The 19398-nt window shown below is 69.2% G+C and carries 18 protein-coding genes; 5 read left to right on the top strand and 13 right to left on the bottom strand.

All coding sequences use genetic code 11. The features are described 5' to 3' along the window. Window positions 1-26 precede the first annotated feature (26 nt). The gene (locus tag ACI8U3_RS06565) at window positions 27-854 is read left to right on the top strand and encodes an alpha/beta fold hydrolase (RefSeq protein WP_415014070.1); all 828 of its coding nucleotides are present in this window, start codon (window positions 27-29) and stop codon (window positions 852-854) included. Here ACI8U3_RS06565 and ACI8U3_RS06560 read toward each other — a convergent pair. Beyond that, window positions 845-1369 carry a CHAP domain-containing protein gene (locus ACI8U3_RS06560; protein WP_415014069.1) on the bottom strand — a complete coding sequence of 175 codons (525 nt, stop codon included), beginning with the start codon at window positions 1367-1369 and terminating at the stop codon, window positions 845-847. The two genes, ACI8U3_RS06565 and ACI8U3_RS06560, sit on opposite strands and share 10 nt — an antisense overlap. Before the next feature lie 123 nt (window positions 1370-1492). Continuing rightward, window positions 1493-1945: a COG3650 family protein gene (locus tag ACI8U3_RS06555; RefSeq protein ID WP_415014068.1), complete on the bottom strand. Its 453-nt coding sequence runs from the start codon at window positions 1943-1945 to the stop codon at window positions 1493-1495. An 82-nt stretch (window positions 1946-2027) separates the two neighbouring features. Here ACI8U3_RS06555 and dcm point away from each other — a divergent pair, with 82 nt between their 5' ends. Continuing rightward, window positions 2028-3158: a DNA (cytosine-5-)-methyltransferase gene (gene dcm, locus ACI8U3_RS06550; protein ID WP_415014067.1), complete on the top strand. Its 1131-nt coding sequence runs from the start codon at window positions 2028-2030 to the stop codon at window positions 3156-3158. On the opposite strand, the gene ACI8U3_RS06545 is transcribed toward dcm, so the two are convergent. The 4 genes from ACI8U3_RS06545 to ACI8U3_RS06530 form a co-directional block, all read right to left on the bottom strand. Continuing rightward, a complete protein-coding gene (locus ACI8U3_RS06545; protein WP_415014066.1) occupies window positions 3142-3465 on the bottom strand; it encodes a hypothetical protein in 324 nt (107 codons plus the stop codon). The genes dcm and ACI8U3_RS06545 overlap by 17 nt on opposite strands. Before the next feature lie 17 nt (window positions 3466-3482). Further along, window positions 3483-3845, bottom strand: a complete 363-nt coding sequence (locus ACI8U3_RS06540) for a DUF1318 domain-containing protein (RefSeq protein WP_415014065.1) — start codon at window positions 3843-3845, stop codon at window positions 3483-3485. A gap of 12 nt (window positions 3846-3857) precedes the next feature. After that, window positions 3858-4046, bottom strand: a complete 189-nt coding sequence (locus ACI8U3_RS06535; protein WP_415014064.1) for a YnbE family lipoprotein — start codon at window positions 4044-4046, stop codon at window positions 3858-3860. 81 nt (window positions 4047-4127) lie between these two features. After that, the gene (locus tag ACI8U3_RS06530) at window positions 4128-7343 is read right to left on the bottom strand and encodes a YdbH domain-containing protein (RefSeq protein ID WP_415014063.1); all 3216 of its coding nucleotides are present in this window, start codon (window positions 7341-7343) and stop codon (window positions 4128-4130) included. Window positions 7344-7668: 325 nt separating this feature from the next. Here ACI8U3_RS06530 and ACI8U3_RS06525 point away from each other — a divergent pair, with 325 nt between their 5' ends. Beyond that, window positions 7669-9024: a peptidoglycan DD-metalloendopeptidase family protein gene (locus ACI8U3_RS06525; protein WP_415014062.1), complete on the top strand. Its 1356-nt coding sequence runs from the start codon at window positions 7669-7671 to the stop codon at window positions 9022-9024. Here ACI8U3_RS06525 and mnmD read toward each other — a convergent pair. The 7 genes from mnmD to ACI8U3_RS06490 all read right to left on the bottom strand — a co-directional run bounded on the left by mnmD (window position 9015) and on the right by ACI8U3_RS06490 (window position 18300). Next, window positions 9015-10811, bottom strand: coding sequence for a tRNA (5-methylaminomethyl-2-thiouridine)(34)-methyltransferase MnmD (gene mnmD / locus ACI8U3_RS06520; protein WP_415014061.1), 1797 nt, complete (start codon window positions 10809-10811; stop codon window positions 9015-9017). The genes ACI8U3_RS06525 and mnmD overlap by 10 nt on opposite strands. A gap of 108 nt (window positions 10812-10919) precedes the next feature. Further along, a complete protein-coding gene (locus ACI8U3_RS06515; RefSeq protein ID WP_415014060.1) occupies window positions 10920-11177 on the bottom strand; it encodes a hypothetical protein in 258 nt (85 codons plus the stop codon). Window positions 11178-11301: 124 nt separating this feature from the next. Continuing rightward, window positions 11302-12171 (bottom strand): flagellar motor stator protein MotA, encoded by an 870-nt coding sequence (motA, locus tag ACI8U3_RS06510; protein ID WP_415014059.1) that lies wholly within the window; start codon window positions 12169-12171, stop codon window positions 11302-11304. 385 nt (window positions 12172-12556) lie between these two features. Further along, window positions 12557-13951 (bottom strand): dihydrolipoyl dehydrogenase, encoded by a 1395-nt coding sequence (lpdA, locus tag ACI8U3_RS06505; protein ID WP_415014058.1) that lies wholly within the window; start codon window positions 13949-13951, stop codon window positions 12557-12559. A 156-nt stretch (window positions 13952-14107) separates the two neighbouring features. Next, entirely contained in the window at window positions 14108-15763 is a 1656-nt protein-coding gene (locus ACI8U3_RS06500; protein ID WP_415014057.1) for a 2-oxo acid dehydrogenase subunit E2, read from the bottom strand. Between the two features lies 1 nt (window position 15764). Next, window positions 15765-16832, bottom strand: coding sequence for an alpha-ketoacid dehydrogenase subunit beta (locus ACI8U3_RS06495; protein WP_415014309.1), 1068 nt, complete (start codon window positions 16830-16832; stop codon window positions 15765-15767). A gap of 214 nt (window positions 16833-17046) precedes the next feature. Continuing rightward, on the bottom strand, window positions 17047-18300 hold the full coding sequence (locus ACI8U3_RS06490) for a thiamine pyrophosphate-dependent enzyme (protein WP_415014056.1): 1254 nt from the start codon (window positions 18298-18300) through the stop codon (window positions 17047-17049). Window positions 18301-18450: 150 nt separating this feature from the next. On the opposite strand from ACI8U3_RS06490, the gene ACI8U3_RS06485 reads away from it, so the two are divergent. Together ACI8U3_RS06485 and ACI8U3_RS06480 are read left to right on the top strand one after the other, a co-directional pair. Further along, a complete protein-coding gene (locus ACI8U3_RS06485; protein WP_196838340.1) occupies window positions 18451-18936 on the top strand; it encodes an Lrp/AsnC family transcriptional regulator in 486 nt (161 codons plus the stop codon). Between the two features lie 32 nt (window positions 18937-18968). Next, a partial coding sequence (locus tag ACI8U3_RS06480) for a pirin family protein (RefSeq protein WP_415014055.1) occupies window positions 18969-19398 on the top strand: 430 nt, incomplete at its 3' end.

Raw genomic sequence — 19398 nt, 5'->3', positions numbered from 1 at the left:
CCGTCCCTGGTCAGTCGGACGGATCCATGTCGGTGCTGGACCTCGGCGAGCGCACACGCCCCGTCGACCTGATCTTTGTTCACGCCAATGGATTCAACGCGGCCACATACCGGTTTCTGCTCGAGCCTCTTGCGGGAGAGCGCCGCGTTCTGGCCCCGGACCTGCGCGGGCACGGGCGCAGCACCTTGCCTGCGGTCCCCGCCTGGCGACGCGATTGGCACGATTTCCGGGAGGACCTGGTCGCCCTGATCGACGCCGTGGACGGCCCGCCCATGGTGCTCGCCGGGCACTCCATGGGCGCCGTGGCGGCCCTTCTTGCCGCAGAGAGGCGCCAGCATCGCGTGAAGTCCGTGCTCATGCTCGATCCGGTCATCCTGCCGCGCGCCGCCTCCCTTTTGATGAGCTGGCCGCTGGCCGGACGGATGGCGCGTCGCTACCCGCTCGTGGCGGCGGCCCTGCGCCGCCGCACCCGTTTCAAGGATCGGAAAGAGGCCATAGACGCCTATCGCGGTCGCGGCGCCTTCCGGGACTGGCCTGAGCAGGTTCTGGCCGACTATGTGAGCGACGGGTTCCGGGAGGTGGACGACGGTGTCGAGCTGATCTGCGCGCCGGGCTGGGAAGCCTCGAACTACGCCGCCCAGGGACACGATCCCTGGCCCGTCCTGCGCCGGATGGAACGGCCAGTCCGTATCCTGAAGGCAGAGCGGGGATCGACGTGCAGCCTCGGGCCCGCGCAGATCAAAGGCGTCACCGTGGATGTGGTCGCGGAGGGCAACCATTTCTTCCCGATGATTGCCCCAGACGCTGCGCAGGACGCCCTCAGTCGGACCCTGTCGTCACCGGCTCAGGGTTGACCCTGAGTCTGGGTCTGGGCGGTCTGGATGGCGTCGCGGGTGGCGCTCTCGGCGCTGCGATAGACGAAGCCGTAGGTGGGATAGATGGTCGAGCCCAGGTTGTTGATCGGGTTGTACCAGACCTTGACCCGGCTCCAGTCGCCGTCGGGCGAGACGTCCACCACCGTGACGTTCTCCTCGACCCGGCCGCGGCTGCCGCCCCAGTTGGCGTGGGTCACGCGGATCACGCGCTCGGTCAGGATGTCGCTGACCACCGCCACGTGGCCCCGGTTCATGCGGCCGTGAGGCTGGAACACCAGCACGGACCCGGCCTCGGGCGCGTCGCCGGTGCGGAAATTGTTCACCGCCTGACGCCACCAGGTCCAGGCGTCGCCGAAAATCTGGATGCCGGAGAGAAGGCGGGCGAAGGTGACGCACTGCCAGTAAGGTTCATCGGCGCGGACGGTCTGGGGCGTGGCCAGGGTGAAAAATCCCAGCGAGGCCGCAACCAGGGCGGCGGTGAGCCGTTTCGACATGTTGGCGTGCTCCGGACGTTTTCGCGTCGCAAGCTGTAAATCATGTTCGCCAAGGGTTGAAGAACCCTTTCCGGGCTCAATTTGGGCATTTTCGGGGCAAGCGGCGGCGGAAAAATTCGCCGGTCAGGCCCGCGGCCGGCCCTGTTCGTCCGTGTTCATCAGGAAGTCCACCGAGGCGGCGCAGCCGTTCAGCACGTCCTCGCCGATCTCGACCCGCGCCGTCAGCGGATAGGTGCGGTCGCTCATGCCGTCCGAACAGGCGGTCTCGATCAGGGTGACGCTGAGCGTCCGGCCCTCATCGGTCTGGCCGCTCCACATGGCCGTGGTCCCCGCAATCTGCGGCCCGTCGTTCGGCGCCCGTTCCTCGGGCCGGTCCACGCCGGAATAGACCAGTCCCGCCCCGTCGATGTTCACCGCCCAGAACGGCTCGGTCCCCAGCGCCCGCAGCGGCTCGTTCAGGCTGACATCGCCCAGAACCAGTTCCGGTTCCGCAGGCTCCGGCGCGGGGGCGGGCTCTTCGCCCTGCGAACAGGCGGTCAGAAGAACGAGCGGGGCGATAAGGGCGAGGGCGCGCATGGGACTGTCTCCGTTTCGGCGGCAGATTGCGCGCGGGCACGACACCCGTGCAAGGGGGCGCCGGGTAAGCTAGCGTCGAACCATGCCGAATCGCGAGCCCTTCAGCCTTTATGAGTTCTTCGCCGGGGGCGGCCTTGCCGGTCTCGGGCTTGACGGCTTTCGCACGACTTTCGCCAATGATCTGGACGGGGCCAAGGCCGCCAGCTGGCGCGCAAACCACGCCGACCCCGAAATCCTCAAGCTCGCCGATGTCTGGGATCTGACGCCGGACGACCTGCCGGGCCGGGCGGACCTGGCCTGGGCCTCCTCGCCCTGTCAGGACGTCAGCCTGGCGGGCGCGCGCGGCGGCCTAGACGCGCGGCGCTCGGGCGCTTTCTGGGGCTTCTGGCGGCTGATGACCGGTCTGGCCGAACAGGGGCGGGCTCCGGGCCTGATCGTCATCGAGAACGTCATGGGCCTGCTGACGTCCAACCATGGCCGCGACTTCGCTGCGGTCTGCCGGGCGTTGCATGACGGCGGCTATGTCTTCGGCGCGGTGGAGGCGGACGCGGCCCTTTGGCTGCCCCAGTCAAGGCCGCGCCTGTTCATCATCGCCGCCCGCCGGCCCGTAGAGAGCGCCGGTGAGGGCGCCGAGCCCTTCCATTCCGGCCGCATCCGCGCCGCCCATGACGCCCTGCCCGACGATCTGAAGGCGGCCTGGGTCTGGTGGCGGCTGTCCGCCCCGCCCCGCCGCAATACCGATCTTGCGGCCCTGCTCCAGCCCGATGACGCCGTCGACTGGCTGGATGAAGAGCGGGCTGCGGCTCTGCTGGACCTGCTGTCGCCCCTGCATCGCGCCCGACTGGACGCGGCCGTCGCCACGGGCGAGCGCCGCGTGGGCGCCGCCTATCGCCGGGTTCGGGTGGAGAACGATCAGAAGGTGCAGCGGCTGGAAATCCGCTTCGACGGCCTCGCCGGCTGTCTGCGCACCCCGGCGGGCGGCTCGTCACGCCAGTTCGTGGTGGTCTGCGACAAGGGCCGGACGCGCGTGCGCCGCCTGACGGGGCGCGAGGCGGCCCGGCTGATGGGTCTGCCGGACAGTTACGTCCTGCCCGCCAGCGAAGTGGCGGCGTTGAAGCTGATGGGCGATGCGGTGGCCGTGCCGGTGGTGCGCGCTCTGGCGGACCAGATCCTGCGACCCTTGCTGGACGGCGCGGTCAGAACCGCCGCCTGATCCGCTCGTTGATTGATTCCGTCGATTCCACCCGGTCGTCATGGCCGCTGCGGTGGGAGTGGAAGGCCAGCAGCATCAGGCCCGCCGCCAGCACAGCCGTGCCCACCGCGCCGATGCTCAGGGCGATCCAGCCGTGAACCGTCATGGGCGACGCGCCCATGGCCTGCCAGCCCCACCCCATGGCGGCCACCGACAGCCCCGCCAGAACGGCGGCGCCCAGCAGAACCGACGCCACACGGGCACGCGGCCCCGGCCCCCTTCGGGGCGGGGCCGGCGATCCCCAGGGACCGGGCGTGGACGCAGCCATGGCTCAGCTCCGCCGGATCAGTTCTGGACCCACTGGCCCTGGGCGTTGCGGTACCACTCGCCGTCGGCCAGACGCGCGCGCAGCAGAGCCTCGAACATGCGGGCGGCGGCCACCTCGGTGGACACGCCCGTCTCCTCGGCGCGGGCGGCGTAGGCTTCCCGGCGCGCGGCGTTGGTCACGCGCACGGCTTCCTGCAGGGCGGCGTCCGACGACCCGGAACGAAAGCCCAGGTAGCCGTCGGCCTGCTCGCCCACCACGCCCTCGACCTTGGCCTCGTCGATCATGGCCTTCTGGGCGTTGGTCTGGGCCATGGAGGCGCCGGCCACGCCGAGGGCGGCGACAGCGGCGCCGATCACGAACAGCTTGCGGAAATTCATCATCCGATCCTCCGATCAGAACAGGTTGGGGTTCTCTTCCAGGAGATCACGCAGCTCCTGGTCGAGACGGACACGCACGTCGGCGTCCAGCTTGGCGTAGATCTGGATGGGATCCACCTGCAGCCGGATCGTCGGCGCACAGGCGACCACGCCGCCCACCAGGGCCATGGCGCAGACAGCGGCGATTTCGCGTTTCGAGATCATGGGCGGCGGGCTCCACGGTTTGAACGGTTCACATCCATAAGCACCATCTAGCGTGAACCCGCGCTGAACGGCGAAGTTTCATCATTCGTCATCGGTATTTTCCTCGACTTCGCCGCGCCGGGCCCGGTTCAGGGACATGATGTCCGACACCAGCTCGTTCAGGTTCAAGGTGGTGTCCAGGGTCAGGTCGATCTCGGTGCCCGACGGCAACGGCAGTTCCCGGTTCAGGAATTCCCGGCTGATCAGCTCTGACAGGGTCAGGCGCAGCTCCTGCCGCTGCGGCGGATCATGCCGGCCCCGGATGCGGAACAGCACCCCCAGTCGGCCCTCATCCAGGCTGTTGACCTCGGCGGTCAGGATGTCGAAGGCCAGCTCCTCCATGGCCTGATAGGCCAGATCCTGCACCACATTGGGCGGCACGTCCTCGCCCCCGCCGCCCGCCTCCAGCCCGCTCAGGGCCTCGCGCGCGATCTCTAGCCGGCCGGGCTGAACCGCATAGAGCGACCCATTGGTGACCCGGAATCCATTCTCGGCGTCCCAGGTGAAGGGCACGCGCCCGGACACCACGGCGTTCAGGGCCACCTGCTCGCCGAAGCCGGCGCCGCCGATCAGTTCGCCCAGTTGCACGTTCTCGAACACCAGCGTCCCGCCGAAGGGCTGGGTCCGGTCCAGCGGCACGTCGAACGGCTCGATCACCACGCGCCCGCCGGCCACGTCCAGATCCGCGCCGGACACCTGGAACGACCCCGCGCCCAGTTCGAACAGCAGATTCAGGTCCGTCACCGAGGCCAGGGCCTGGATGCCCTCGGCGGTCAGGCGCTGGTCCGGCGCGGTGACCAGCGGCGTCAGGCTGGTGAAGGCCACCTCGCCGTTCAGGCCCGTCACCGGCCCGGCCGGGCTGACGAAATCCAGGTCGTCCACGGTCAGCACGCCGCTGCTGGTCGCGCCTTCCGGCGTCCAGTCGAACCGGCCCGTAAAGCCCGCGCCGCCGGTCACCGGCGGATCGACCAAGCCCTCGGTCAGGGGCGTCACATCGTCCGGCTGCAACCCGTCCTCGGCGAACACCAGGCCCGAGGCGTCGAAGGCCACGCCCCCCGCTTCGATCCGGCCGTCGTGCTTCAGGTCCACGCTGCCCAGCCGGTGACGTCCCGACGACAGCTCAAACCGCCCCAGCCAGACGTCGTCCGCGAGGGATGCGCTGCCCGTGGCGTTCAGCGGATAGAACCGCTGCGGCTGGGTGGTGTCGGCCACCCGCGCGGTCTCCACGCCCGCGTCCATCGCCAGTCCCGCCTCGGTCCCGCGCACGGTCAGAGGGCCGGTCATGTCGCTGAACTGCATGGCCAGGAAGGGAACCTCGGCGGCCGCATCCTGCATTCGCCCGGTCGCCGTCCAGCCGCCGTCCGTCACCGTGACCAGCGGCCCGTCGCCGGCGCACAGGTCGCCGGCCAAATCGCGCGCGTCATTCTCGCCGAAGGCCAGCTGAGCCGCCGTGATGGCCACACAGCCGTCCGGCCGGAAGGTCAGCCGCCCGCCGCCGGAGGTCAGCATCCCCGCCGCCGCCACGTCGATGTCGCGGGCGAAGCCGAAGTTGAAGCCCGCCGCGCCGTCCAGAACCGCCGCGAACCCGTCCGGAGTCAGACGCCAGTCCGGAACCTGAACCCGCACGTCCGTCTCGGGCGCGGTCGCGGCCAGGATCAGCGCCCCGCCGCCGGTCTCGCCCGGTCGGGCGGCGTACAGGGGCGCGCCCGGGTGCGCGCCGAGGGTGACCAGCCCGCCGTTCAGGGGCGTGATGCGCGCCGCCTGACCCAGCGCCAGTTCCGTCCCCGTGCTTCCGGTTCTTAGCCGGAACGACGGCGCCTCCAGACCGAAGCCGCCCAGCGCCCGCTTCAGGGCCGCCAGTTCGGGCGGATCATCCACGCCCGGCGCGCCCAGCAGCGGCCAGCGGCCCTGGTCTGCCTGAAGGCGTCCAGCGGCCTCCACCAGCACCACGCCCTCGCCCGTCACGTCGGTGTCCATCCGGCCGTCGATGCCGCTCAGATTGAGGTCGCCGAACGTGAGACTGCGTGCGCGGACGGAGGCCGGCGCGGTGATCTCGAAGGCGCTCGCCTGCCCCTCGCCGCCGCGCCCGCCTGCCGACACCGCGTCCGACCGCAGATCCAGATCCGTGAGGACCAGCTCGCCTGAACGCATCCGGTCCGTCAGCAGGGTCATGGGGCCGTCCAGCCGCCATTGTATGCGCCCGTCCCGGCGGCTCACGTCCAGTCCCGTCTCGCTGAACGACACCCGCGCCATCTCGGCGCTGGTCTGGCCCAGGGCCAGGGCGTCGGCGCCGACCATGCCTTCGCTTTCGCCCGTCAGCTCGAACGCCTCGAGCCAGCCGCTGATCCGGCCGTCCAGGGCGACGCGCGCGCCGACGGCCCGGCCGGCGAAATCTCCCGCTTCCAGCCGCCCGGCCGCCAGGGTTGCGGTCAGGTCAAGATCGCCCTCGCTGCGTCGCTCATCCAGGTCGGGATAGGGGGCCTCGCCGCTCAGCCCGACGCGCACCGCCTCGCCCGACAGCCCCGGGGCCGCCATGGCCTCGAAGATCGCCGCGAGATCCAGCCGTGTCCGCTCGCCGGTCGTCGCCAGGTCCAGCCGGGCCCCGGACAGATTGATCCGCGTATCGCCGCTGACCAGCGCCGCCTCGCCCGCCCGCGCGCTCAGGCGCATCAGCCGGCCGTCCTCGATCCGCGCGTCCGCGCTCACGTCCAGCGGACCGTAGTCCGTGCCCAGATTCAGGCGGCCCTGTTCGATCAGAACCAACGGGCCCCGCGCCTCGGGACCCGGCGGGCGATCCCGGAATTCCTCGATCAGCGGGTCCAGCGACCCCATGCTGAAAACGCCGTCTCGCCAGCTGGCCCGCAACACGGGGCGGAACAGACGGATGCGGCTGGGCGTCGCCCCCAGCCCGGTTTCCGACCACGGCAGGCCCAGGGCGTAGTCCACCTCGACCCGCTCGACTGTGAAGTCAGGATTGTCCGGGTCGCCCACGCGGATGCGGGCCGTCAGCGTATCCAGCTCCAGCCGTTCGACCTCGATCTCGGCCTCGATGCCGCGCCGTTCCAGCCATCCGATGAGAACCTGCCGCGCGGCCTCGCGCCGGGCGGCGTACAGCGTCAGGGTCGCCGCCAGCAGCAGGCCCAGAACAACCAGCAGCACGATGACCAGCCGCCCCGGCCCGCGCCCGGATCGAACACGGCTCCGGCGGCCATCGGGAATGATGGGCGAGGATGGCTGAGTTTCCCGGGTTTCGCTCACGCGCGCTCCATCCTGCATGCCCCTCCATGAGATAGCCGGAACGCGCCACCGCGCAAACCGGCCGCTCACGGTCCCGTACGGCGCGCTCCTGCCCTGCGGCTGTGACGGCATTCGGGCGAAAGGCCATCGATCCGCCATGAACGCGGTTAAAACACCACCTGGATGGAGAAACCTGTGGCGGTTAACGATTTGTAACGGGATGCTTCCCATTAAGGGACAGGCAAGTTATAGCCTTCCGCTCGCCTTTGACGGGTTGACCAGCCCGGACGAGACAGTTTTCAGTGACCAGGCGCCACCTGACGGCGCTGCCGATTGACGGGGACCGATGGCTCAGTTCGATCCACGCCGCCAGCCCAAGCGCTTCACGCCGCACATGTTCACGGCCGCCGCAGCCGTGGCTGTGGCGATGCTGGCCGGCAAGCTCTATCAACCGGTGACGGCGGCTGAAGTTCCCCCGCTGTCCGCTGAACAGATCGCCGCCCTCGAATTCGCGGCCTTTTCCTCCGCCGGCGCCCCCGAGGGCATGAACCAGCCCGAAACCGTGCAGGTGCAGATCCAGCGCGGCGAGACTCTGGAGCAGGCCTTCCTGCGCACAGGCATCGGCGCCGACGAGGCCCGGGCCATCGTCCGCACCCTGGGCAACGCCTACGACGTAGTGAACATTCGCGCGGGTCAGCGCTTCGAGACCGCCATCTCGCGCCCCCGCGCCGGACGCGGCGACGCCCGCCTGATCGGCCTGACCGTCCGCACCGGCCCCGCCACCCAGCTGACCGTTTCGCGCAGCTTCGACGGCGCGCTACGCCTGCGTGAGCTTGAGGAACAGGTTTCCAACGAGACCACCGTCGCCACCGGCGAAATTCACGGCTCCCTGTCCGCCTCGGCGGGCCGTCTGGGCGCCAACTCGCGCATCGTGGCCCAGGCCGTGCGTCTGTTCTCCCACAAGATCGATTTCTCGCGCGACATCCAGGCGGGCGACGGCTTCACCCTGGTGTTCGACCGCACGGTGACCGAGAGCGGCCGCACCGTCGACACGGGTGAGCTGATCTACGCCGAGATCAAGGGCCAGGTGTTCTACCGCTTCAAGCCGGAGGGCTCGACCGAAGCCCGCTATTTCGACGCTGACGGCAAGAATATTCGCGGCTTCCTGCTGCGGACGCCGGTGGACGGCGCCCGCATCAGCTCCAACTACGGCGTCCGGCGCCATCCCATCTCGGGCTATCGCCGCATGCACCAGGGCATGGATTTCGCCGCGCCCACCGGCACGCCGGTGTTCGCCGCGTCCGACGGCGTGGTCGTCGAGGCGCGCCGCTGGGGCGGTTACGGCAACTGGGTGCGGATCCGGCACGGCAACGGCTGGGAAACCGGCTACGCCCACCTGTCGCGCTTCGCCCGCGGTCTGCGTCCCGGCCAACGGGTGAGCCAGGGCGACGTGGTCGCCTATGTGGGCTCCACCGGCGCCTCCACCGGCCCTCACCTGCACTATGAAGTCTGGCGCAACGGCGCGCGCGTCAATCCGCGCGGGGCCCAGATCCCTTCAGGCTCCGAGCTGGCCGGCGCCGAACTGGCCGCCTTCCAGGCCGAACGCCGCCGCATCGACGCCCTGATCGCGGCGCGCCGCGCCGGCGCCGCCGCCCCGACCCAGCAGGCCGCCGCCGAAGGTCTCCGTCCCGCTCAGGGCTGATCCGGCGAGCGCCTCCGGATCGCAGCCCGATCGAGACCCACGCGCAGCGCCGACGCCCTTGGCAGCGGTGACGGCGTTCCGGTGATCAGGCTCGCCACGTGATCCGCCAGCAATGGGGCGACCGCGAAGCCGCGTGACCCCAGCCCACCGAGAATGAATAGCCCCTCGTCCAGCCGCCCCGCCAAAGGCAGCCGGTCCGGCGTCACGGCGCGGGTCGCTGCGCCGGAGCGCACCTGAAGCGAGGCGATACGTTCCGCGAGGGCGGGCAGAACCGCTCCCAGGGTCTCCAGATTGCGCCGAAGGTCATCGCCACGCACGCCGGTGTCGGTTTCATCCCGGTCATGGGTGGCGCCGAACAGAACGCCGTCACCGGTCGGGGCCACGTAACCGCCCCAGGTCGCGCCCGAGGCCGGGCCATTGTCCAGCCTCGCCCAACTGGCCTGCCCCCGGACCGGCCGCAGGTCCGGAGCCCCCAGGCCCGACGCCCCCCACCCTGCGGCCAGCACCACCGCCTCGGCTTCGACCAGGACGTTCGCCTCTGAATCCAGCACGCGCCAGACTCCGCCTCGCCGCTCAAGCCGCGCGACCGAGCCGCCGATACGCCGTACCCCGTCCAGCCAGGCCTCGAGGATCGCCGAGGGCCGAACGCTCATGGCCCCGGCCATCAGAAGACCGCCCTGCCCGAGGGGCTCGCCCACGCGCGCCGAGGCCTCGGCCGAATCCAGCCGCTTCATTTCACCCGGCGCCCACAAGGCCTGGGCCGCCACCTTGTCGAACCGGGCGGCGTCGCGCGGCCCATGCTCCAGCTTCAGCACCCCGCGTGAAATCACTGCGGTGTCAACGCCCCCATAAAGCCGCCCGGCGCGCTCCAGCGCCTGGGCGAACAAGCCGGCCAGCACCGTGTCGCCCACATCCATCCGAGGCGTGACGAGGGCGGCCGGAAAGCCCGACGCCGCCGGGCCCCCGTCCGCGATCACCACCACCTCGACGCCCTGTGCGCCCAGGGCCCGGGCCAGACTGGCGCCCGCGATCCCGGCGCCGATGATCGCCACGCGCCCCCGGACCGCGTCCGTCGCCCTGTCCGTCGCCGCGCCCGGCAGGATCGCCTCCAGCCGCTCGCGCTTGCGTCCGTGGCCGGGCCGCTTGTCCACCTGAAAGCCGCGCTCGGCCAGGCCCCGGCGCACGGCTCCGGCCACGGTGAAGGTGCCCAGGCGGGCTCCCGGCGCCGACCGGGCCGCGACGCCGTCCAGCACCGCGCCGGACCACATGTCCGGGTTCAGCGCGGGCGAGAACCCGTCCAGGAACCAGGCGTCCGCCGCCCCGCTCCACTGGTCCAGCGCCCAGGCGGCGTCGCCCACCGCCAGATCGAAGGTGGCGTTCCACTCGGGCAGGTCGACGCGGTGAAATCCGGGCGTCGCCGGCGGCCAGCGGTCCAGCATCGCCCGGGCCGCATCGGCGATCTCGGGCCACGCCGACAGGGCGCGCGCCGCGTCCTCGCGGGTCACCGGAAAGCCTTCGATGGAAAAGATATGCAGCCGCCCGCTCGCCCCGCTTTCGCGCCACAGGTGCAGCAGGGCGGCGATGTTCAGGCCCGTGCCGAAGCCCAGCTCGGCGACGGTGAAATGCGCCCGCCCGGCCCAGGCGTCCGGCAGGCCGCAGCCCGCCAGGAACACGGCCCGGCTTTCGGCCAGCCCGTCCTCCAGCGCGTAATAGACGTCGCCGAACCGCCGCGACCGGGGCGCGCCCGGCACGGACCAGTCCAGCGGATTGTCGGGCGTTTCAACCATGCTCGGCTAGAGCACCGCCATGGCCCAGCGATCAAGCCCGGACATGGAAAAAGGGGCCGTCCTTTCGGACGACCCCTTTCCAATCGCTTTGCTCTTGCGAGCGAAGGATTACTCGGCGGCCGGAGCCATTTCTTCAGCGGCTTCTTCAGTCGCTTCGCCAGCGGCTTCGGCGGCTTCGCCGGCGGCCATGGCGGCGTCTTCAGCGGCGCCTTCGGCGGTGGCGGCGGCGTCAGCAGCCGTGTCAGCAGCGGCGTCGGCTTCGACAGCGGCTTCTTCGGTGGTGGTTTCTTCGGCGGCCGGCTGGCAGGCGGCGACGGACAGGGCGGCGACGCCGGCGGCGGCGACGAGCAGTTGACGGATGGTCATATCGGATATCCTTCAGAAGGGTGGTGCGGGGTCATGATTCCCGCATCGCCAGATAACGCGATCGTGAGGCCACCCGTCAAGGGAAATTCTCACGGGTTCGTGATTGCGGCCAAGCTTTCGCCGATCAGCCCGCCGCGCCCACGTCTGACAGCGCCTCTTCCAGCTCGGCGAACGAGGGCTGGGCCGTGGACGGCACGTCGCCCCGGCCGATCTCCACCGAGATCTGCGCCGCGTTGCCGTGCAGGTGCGCCACCAGCACCGACTGGATGATCTTGTAGTAGGCCGCGTCCCCGTCGATGATTTCCTTCAGGCGCGTGGCCAGCGGCCCCACCAGGCCATAGGCCAGGAACACGCCCAGGAACGTCCCCACCAGCGCCCCGCCGATCATGCCGCCCAGAACCTCGGGCGGCTCGGTGATGGCGGCCATGGTCTTGATGACCCCCAGCACCGCCGCGACGATGCCCAGCGCCGGCAGGGCGTCGGCGGTGTTCTGCAGCGCGTGGGCCGGAGCCAGGGCCTCGTGGTGGTGCTTCTCCAGCTGCTTTTCCATGGCGTCCTCGACCTGGTGCGGGTCCTCGAGGTTCATGGTCATCATGCGCAGGGTGTCGCAGATGAAGTCGGTGGCGAAGTGGTCCTTCAGGATCTTCGGGTATTTCTGGAAGATCGCGGACTCGCCGGGCTTTTCGATATGGCTTTCGAGGGCGATGACGCCCTTGGATTTCATGGTCTTTGTCAGCTGGAACAGCAGGCTCAGAAGGTCACGGTAGTCGCCCTTCTTCCACTTGGGCCCGGCGAACACCTTCCCCAGGCCCCCCAGAACCCCTTTCAGGGTGGTGACGGAGTTGGAGATCAGCAGGGCGGCCACGGCCGCGCCGCCGATCATCATCATCTCATAGGGCAGGGAGTGCAGGATGACCCCCATCTTCCCGCCCGCGATGGTGTATCCGCCGAACACCATGGCGAACAGCACGATGATGCCGATGATCTGAAACATGGAAGCCAGCCCTTTTCACGCCCTTCTGGCGCGGATTTCAGCGGCACCATGCCCGTTAATGCTTAAGGCCGGGTTTTCATCAAAGGGCGCTATCGCTCGCCGCGCGGCGGCTCGCTGCTTGAGCGCGGGCGCGAGAGCGCCTCGCGCCAATCTTCTCCTCCCCGCCTGCGGGGAGGGGGACCGCGCGGGCGACTCAGCCCGCGTGGTGGATGGGGAGACTCGGTGTTCCCCCAATGAATCGCCAATCCGTTCCCGCCGGCGCCGCCCCCTCCGTCACGGGCGCTGAATCGCGCCCGCGCCCTCAAGCCGCGAGCGCCCGCGGCGCGAGCATAGGGCCCTAAAATGCCCTCAAGCAGCGAGCCGCCGCGCGGCGAGCGATAGGGCCCTAAATATGTATGGCGTGGCCTAGCGCCCGCAGGCTGGCCTCGTGGAACGCCTCGCCCAGGGTCGGGTGTACGTGGATGACGCCGGCCACGTCCTCAAGCACCGCGCCCATCTCCATCATCTGGGCGAAGCTGTTGGACAGCTCCGACACATGCTGGCCCACGGCCTGGATGCCCAGAATGCGGTGGTCGTCCTTCGACGCGATCACCCGCACGAAACCGCCGTCGTCCCCCGCCTCCAGCGCCAGCGCCCGGCCGATGGCGGAGAAGGGGAACACCGACTGGATCACGTCGTCCCGGCCCTTCACGTCGTCGGGGCCCAGCCCCGCCGAGACGATCTCCGGCTCGGTGAAGCACACCGCCGCGATGGTGACCGGATCGAACACCCGGTCATGCCCGGCGATGATCTCGGCGACCACCTCGCCCTGGGCCGAGCCCTTGTGGGCCAGCATGGGCTCGCCGGTCAGGTCGCCCACGGCCCAGACGTTCTTCATGGCGGTGGCGCAGCGCTCATCCACCTTCACAAACGGCCCGTTCATGGCCACGCCCATGTTTTCCAGACCCCAGCCCGTGGTGCGGGGCTTGCGGCCCACGGTCACCAGCACCTTGTCCGCCGCGATCTGGATCGGCTTGCCGTCCTTGGTCGTGACCGACAGCTTGCCCTTTTCGAAGCCCCCGGCGCGGGCGCCCAGATGCAGGGTCACGCCGTGGCGCTCCATCCACTTCATCACCGGGTCGGTGAGGGCCTTGTCGTAGAGCGGCAGGATGCGCTCGGCCATTTCGACGACGGTCACCTCGGCGCCCAGCTTGCGATAGGCGATGCCCAGCTCCAGCCCGATATAGCCGCCGCCGACCACCACCAGCTTCTTCGGCACCTCCGACAGGGACAGCGCCCCGGTGGACGAGATCACGTCCCCCCCGAACGGCAGGAACGGCAGCTCCACCGGCTCGGAGCCCGTGGCCAGGATCACATGCTCGGCGGTGATGCGGATGTCGCCGTCATCGGTGGCGACGGTGCAGGTCTTGGCGTCGCCGAACGTGGCCCAGCCCTTGATGACCTTGACCTTGGCCTTCTTCAGCAGGGCCGCGACCCCGCCGTTCAGCTTTTTGACGATCCCGTCCTTCCATTCGACCGTGGCCTTCAGATCGATGGCCGGCTTCGCCGCCGTGATCCCCAGCGTCCCGCCGTCGGCGGCTTTCACGACCGTCTCGAACTTGCCCGCCGCATGGATGATCGCCTTGGACGGAATACAGCCCACGTTCAGGCAGGTGCCGCCAAGACCATCGCCGCCGTCCACCAGCACGGTGTCGAGCCCCAGCTGCCCGCAACGGATGCCCGCGACGTAACCGCCTGTCCCGGCGCCGATGATGAGGACTTTGGTTTTGATGTTCTGCATCTTCTTTTCCGCTCATCCCCGCGAACGCGGGGAACCAGTTCTGTCCAGCTTGGCACAGCCGCTTCAGGACATCGGCCCGTCATCATGTCTCGCCCGGCCCATCATCCAAAGCACTGGGTCCCCGCGTTCGCGGGGATGAGCGGGGAGAAAGAAAGCCTACCCCATCCACAGCGTCGCCGGGTGCTCAAGCAGGCCCTTGATCCTCTGCACGAAGACCGCCGCGTCATGGCCGTCGACGATGCGGTGGTCGAAGCTGGAGGACAGGTTCATCATCTTGCGCACCACCATCTGACCGTCGATGACCACCACGCGCTCGGCGATCTTGTTGGGGCCGACGATGGCCACCTCGGGGTGGTTGATGATGGGGGTGTGCACCACCCCGCCCAGGGTCCCTAGCGAGGTGATGGTGATGGTCGAGCCGCTCAGTTCGTCCCGCTTGGCCGAGCCGTCCTTGGCCGCCCCCGCCACCCGGGCGATCTCGCCAGCCGTATCCCAGGGGTCGCGCGCCTCGGCGTGGCGGACCACCGGCACCATCAGGCCGTTCGGCGTCTGGGCGGCGATGCCCAGATGCACGGCATTGTGTTGCGTCAGGACGCCCGCCTCATCGTCATAGTGGCTGTTGATGGTGGGCTGGTCGCGCAGGGCCACCACGATGGCGCGGGCGATGAAGGGCAGGACGTTCAGCTTGGGCTGGTCCTTCGTCCTCGTCGCATTCATGTGCGCCCGCAGCGCCTCCAGCGCCGTGACGTCGATCTCCTCCACATACGTAATATGCGGAATGCGCCGGACGCTGTCGGCCATCTTCTCCGCGATCTTGCGGCGCAGGCCGATGATGCGGGTCTCGGTGGTTCCCTCCGCCGCCGCATAGAGCGTACCGCCGGAAGGCGCCGCCGGGGCCGATCCGCCCGACAGGAAAGCGTCCAGATCGGAGTGCTCGATGCGGCCGCCGGGGCCGGAGCCGGGCACGAACTGCAGCTCCACGCCCATGTCGCGGGCGCGCTGACGCACCGCCGGCGAGGCCAGCGGGCGCACGCCGGGGGTCTGGGGCTGGCGCGTTTCCGAGCCCTTCCCCCTGGATGGGGGAAGGGTTGGGTTGGGGGTGGAGGCGGCGGCCGGCTTCGCAGCGGCGGAAGGTGCAGGCGCCGACTCTTTGGCCGCAGGGGCCACGGCCGACCCGCCCTCGCCCGCGAAACTCACCAGCGGCCCGCCGACGGCGAGCGCCTGGCCCGGCTCGCCGTGCAGGATCGCGACGGTCCCGGCGACGGGGCTGGTGATCTCGACGGTAGCCTTGTCGGTCATGACTTCGGCCAGGATCTGGTCTTCCTCGACCGCATCCCCGACCTTCACATGCCAGCTGACCAGCTCCGCCTCGGCGGTGCCTTCGCCCACGTCCGGCAGCTTGAACACGCGGCCGGTCGGAGCGGGCGCGGACTTGCCCCCCTCCGCAGCCTGCGGCTGCGTGCTCCCCCCGGTGGGGGGAGAGACCGTCTCCTCCCCACCTTGTGGGGAGGGGGACCGCGAAGCGGTGGAGGGGTTGGCGGCCTCAGGTTCGGCCGAGGCGTTCCCCGCCCCCTCCACCTCGAACTCCACCAGCGGCGAGCCCACGGCCAGCTGCTGGCCGGGTTCGCCGTGGGCGGCGGTGACCTTGCCCGCCACCGGGCTGGTCAGCTCCACCGTGGCCTTATCGGTCATGACGTCGGCGATGACCTGGTCTTCCTCGACCGTGTCGCCCACCTTCACATGCCAGGCCACCAGTTCGGCCTCGGCGGTGCCTTCGCCCACGTCGGGCAGCTTGAAGACATAACGTCCCATCTTATCGACCCCCGCTCATGACGGCTTTCAGGGCGTCGGCCACGCGCTGCGGGCCGGGGAAATACTCCCACTCGAAGGCGTGGGGATAGGGCGTGTCCCATCCGGTCACACGCGCGATGGGCGCCTCCAGATGATAGAAGCACCGCTCCTGCACCAGCGCCGACAGTTCGCCGCCGAAACCACTCGTTCGCGGCGCCTCGTGCACGATGACGCAGCGGCCGGTCTTCTTCACGCTGGCCTCGATGGTTTCGATGTCCAGCGGCACCAGGGTGCGCAGGTCGATGACCTCGGCGTCCACGCCCGCATGTTCAGCGCCCGCCAGCGCCACCCAGACCATGGTGCCGTAGGCCAGGATGGTGACGTCGGATCCTTCCTTCATCACCCGCGCCTTGCCTATGGGCTCCACATATTTGCCGGTGGGGACCTGGGCCAGGTCCTGCGCTTTCCACGGCGACACCGGCTTCTCGTGCCAGCCGTCGAACGGCCCGTTGTACAGCCGCTTGGGCTCCAGGAAGATCACCGGATCGTCGTCCTCGATGGCGGCGATCAGCAGGCCCTTGGCGTCATAGGGGCTGGACGGGATCACCACCTTCAGGCCCGCGATGTGGGTGAACAGGCTTTCCGGGCTTTGGCTGTGGGTCTGGCCGCCGAAGATGCCGCCGCCATAGGGCGAACGCACCACGATGGGGGCGGTGAACATGCCCGCCGAGCGGTAGCGCAGCTTGGCCGCCTCGGAAACGATCTGGTCGTAGGCCGGATAGATGTAGTCGGCGAACTGGATCTCCACCACCGGGCGCAGGCCGTATGCGCCCATGCCGATGGCCGCCGCCACGATGCCGCATTCGCTGATGGGCGCGTCGAAACTGCGGGTCATGCCGTGCTTGGACTGCAGCTTGTCGGTCACCCGGAACACGCCGCCGAAATAGCCCGTGTCCTCGCCGAAGCTCAGCACATTGCCGTCCTCGGCCATCTTCACATCCAGGGCCGAGTTCAGCGCCTGGATCATGTTCATGGGCACGACATCGCCTTTGGGCGCGACCGACTTCGGCGCCGCGTCCTGATCGACCATGTCCGGCTCCACGCCGTCGGTGCGGTCGGATTCGGTGAAGGTTGTGTTGCTCATTAGAATTCACCGCTCATCCCGGCGAAAGCCGGGACCCAGTTCTGTCCAGCTTGACGCCGGTGTTTCAGGACTGCCGAAAGATGATCGATCTGGCCCGCTGCAACACCCAAAGCGCTGGGTCCCCGCTTTCGCGGGGATGAGCGGAATGACGGGGACAGGCTCATACGCCGACCTCGCGCCGCTGTTCGGTCAGGCGCCAGTCCTCGGTGGCGTAGACCTCCTCGAACATGGTCTTCACGCTGGGGCGCGACTGACCCAGGGTGCCGATGGCCTCGGCCTCGCGGCCCGCCGCGCGGACCTTTTCGACCGCGTCCTTCTCGGCCTCGGCCTGCTGGTCGTCGGACCATTCGCCCAGCTTGATCAGGTGCTGCTTCAGCCGCATCACCGGGTCGCCCAGCGGCCATTTCTCGTGCTCGTCGCCGGGGCGATAGCGGCTGGGGTCGTCGGAGGTGGAGTGCGGGGCGCCGCGATAGGTGAACAGCTCGATCACCGTGGCGCCCAGATTGGCCCGCGCCCGCTCCTCGGCCCACTGGGTCGCCGCCCACACCGCCAGGAAGTCGTTGCCGTCCACCCGCAGGGCGGGCAGGCCGTAACCCACGGCCTTGGAGGCGAAGGTGGTCTCAAGCCCACCGGCGATGCCCTGGAAGGACGAGATGGCCCACTGATTGTTGACGATGTTCAGGATCACCGGCGCCCGGTAAACGGACGCAAAGGTCAGGGCGTTGTGGAAGTCGCCTTCCGCCGTGGCCCCGTCGCCGATCCAGGCGATGGCCAGCCGGTCGTCGCCCTTGTACGCGCTGGCCATGGCCCAGCCCACCGCCTGCGGATACTGGGTGCCCAGATTGCCCGAGATGGTGAAGAAGCCGTAGGCGCGGCTGGAGTACATGATCGGCAGCTGACGGCCCTTGATGGGGTCCGAGGCATTCGAATAGATCTGGTTCATCATGTCGACCAGCGGATAGCCCCGCGCGATCAACAGGCCCTGCTGGCGATAGGTGGGAAAGCCCATGTCCTCGCGCGGCAGCACCATGCCCTGGGCCACCGCGATGGCCTCCTCGCCGGTGCATTTCATGTAGAAGCTGGTCTTGCCCTGGCGGTGGGCCCGGTGCATCCGGTCATCGAAGGCTCGCGTCAGGATCATCGCCTTCAGACCGTTGCGCAGGGTCTCCGGGTCCAGCTTCGGATCCCACGGCCCCACGGCCTCGCCGTCGTCGTTCAGCACGCGCACCAGGCGGAAGGCGTGATCGCGCATGTCCAGCGGCGGCGTATTGGTCTCCGGGCGATCCACCGCGCCGGGTTCGTCCAGCTTCAGGTGGCTGAAATCCGGCGTGTCGCCGGGCCGGCCCGAAGGCTCGGGGATCCTCAGCGACAGCGGTCGTGCGTTCGGCCGCTTGGCCGGGGGCGTCTTGCTCATGGTCCGTCTCAGCGTCTGCGGCCGTTGGCGGGCGGGTTTCCTCAGCGAACGCATAGCACGAGGCTGCGCTCCACGCCCGCCCAATTTTGCCCTTGCGCAAGGACGAATTGGGGTAGATTATTGCGCCAAATCGCAATTTGGAGAAACGGCTTGGCCGAAGAACTGGATCCCATCGACGCCCGCATCCTCGACATCCTGCAACAGGATGCGGGTCTGCCGGTGGCCGAGGTGGCCGAACGGGTGGGCCTTTCGGCCTCGCCGTGCTGGCGCCGTATCAAGAGACTGGAGGATAGCGGCCTGATCCGCAAGCGTGTCACGCTGCTGGACGCCGACCTGCTGGGCCTGGACTTCGAGGTCTACGCCATCGTCAAGCTCAGCCTGCCGTCGAAGGAGAACCTCCAGCTGTTCGAGGAAGCCGTCGGCCACTGGCCCGAGGTGATCCAGTGCGCCACCATCACCGGGCGCGAGGACTATGTGCTGCGCATCATCACTTGCGACATGCACGCCTTCGACCTGTTCCTGCGCGAGAAGCTGCTCAGCCTGGGCATCGTGTCGGACTGCGAGAGCCACATCGTCACCCGCGGGGTGAAGAACGTCACCGCCCTGCCGCTGGCGCTGGTCACGCCGCACGTCTAGTCTCGACCGCCTAATCTGAAAGGGGCCCGGCCATGATCGAGATGGTCATCGACGCACGGAAAAAGGATCTCGGCGGGTTCGAGGTGGGGCGCATCCTGCCTTTCCACGCCCGGCGCATGGTGGGCCCGTTCGTCTTTCTGGATCAGATGGGCCCGGCCGAGTTCGCGCCCGGCGCTGACTCCGTCAATGTGCGGCCGCACCCGCACATCGGCCTGTCGACCCTGACCTATCTGTTCGAGGGCGAGATCATGCACCGGGACAACCTGGGCTACACCCAGGCCATCCGTCCCGGCGAGGTCAACTGGATGACTGCGGGCAAGGGCATCGTCCATTCCGAGCGCACCGACCCGCTGAAGAAGAGCCAGGGCGGCCCCATGCACGGCATGCAGGCCTGGATCGCCCTGCCCGACGAGGCGGAGGAGACCGATCCCGCCTTCTTCCACCACGGCGAGCCCGACCTGC

Origin of the sequence: Brevundimonas sp., assembly GCF_047617075.1 — a bacterium.
In the GTDB taxonomy this organism is placed as follows: domain Bacteria; phylum Pseudomonadota; class Alphaproteobacteria; order Caulobacterales; family Caulobacteraceae; genus Brevundimonas.
This window is presented reverse-complemented; position numbering and strand designations above follow the sequence as displayed.

Excerpts from the sequence above, each read along its gene's own strand:
- ACI8U3_RS06515 (WP_415014060.1), bottom strand. The coding sequence starts at position 11,177 with ATGACCATCCGTCAACTGCTCGTCGCCGCCGCCGGCGTCGCCGCCCTG.
- ACI8U3_RS06555 (WP_415014068.1), bottom strand. The coding sequence starts at position 1,945 with ATGCGCGCCCTCGCCCTTATCGCCCCGCTCGTTCTTCTGACCGCCTGT.
- dcm (WP_415014067.1), top strand. The coding sequence starts at position 2,028 with ATGCCGAATCGCGAGCCCTTCAGCCTTTATGAGTTCTTCGCCGGGGGC.
- ACI8U3_RS06525 (WP_415014062.1), top strand. The coding sequence starts at position 7,669 with ATGGCTCAGTTCGATCCACGCCGCCAGCCCAAGCGCTTCACGCCGCAC.
- ACI8U3_RS06540 (WP_415014065.1), bottom strand. The coding sequence starts at position 3,845 with ATGATGAATTTCCGCAAGCTGTTCGTGATCGGCGCCGCTGTCGCCGCC.
- motA (WP_415014059.1), bottom strand. The coding sequence starts at position 12,171 with ATGTTTCAGATCATCGGCATCATCGTGCTGTTCGCCATGGTGTTCGGC.
- mnmD (WP_415014061.1), bottom strand. The coding sequence starts at position 10,811 with ATGGTTGAAACGCCCGACAATCCGCTGGACTGGTCCGTGCCGGGCGCG.
- ACI8U3_RS06500 (WP_415014057.1), bottom strand. The coding sequence starts at position 15,763 with ATGGGACGTTATGTCTTCAAGCTGCCCGACGTGGGCGAAGGCACCGCC.
- ACI8U3_RS06560 (WP_415014069.1), bottom strand. The coding sequence starts at position 1,369 with ATGTCGAAACGGCTCACCGCCGCCCTGGTTGCGGCCTCGCTGGGATTT.
- ACI8U3_RS06545 (WP_415014066.1), bottom strand. The coding sequence starts at position 3,465 with ATGGCTGCGTCCACGCCCGGTCCCTGGGGATCGCCGGCCCCGCCCCGA.
- ACI8U3_RS06490 (WP_415014056.1), bottom strand. The coding sequence starts at position 18,300 with ATGAGCAAGACGCCCCCGGCCAAGCGGCCGAACGCACGACCGCTGTCG.
- lpdA (WP_415014058.1), bottom strand. The coding sequence starts at position 13,951 with ATGCAGAACATCAAAACCAAAGTCCTCATCATCGGCGCCGGGACAGGC.
- ACI8U3_RS06535 (WP_415014064.1), bottom strand. The coding sequence starts at position 4,046 with ATGATCTCGAAACGCGAAATCGCCGCTGTCTGCGCCATGGCCCTGGTG.
- ACI8U3_RS06495 (WP_415014309.1), bottom strand. The coding sequence starts at position 16,832 with ATGGTCGATCAGGACGCGGCGCCGAAGTCGGTCGCGCCCAAAGGCGAT.
- ACI8U3_RS06565 (WP_415014070.1), top strand. The coding sequence starts at position 27 with ATGTCGGTGCTGGACCTCGGCGAGCGCACACGCCCCGTCGACCTGATC.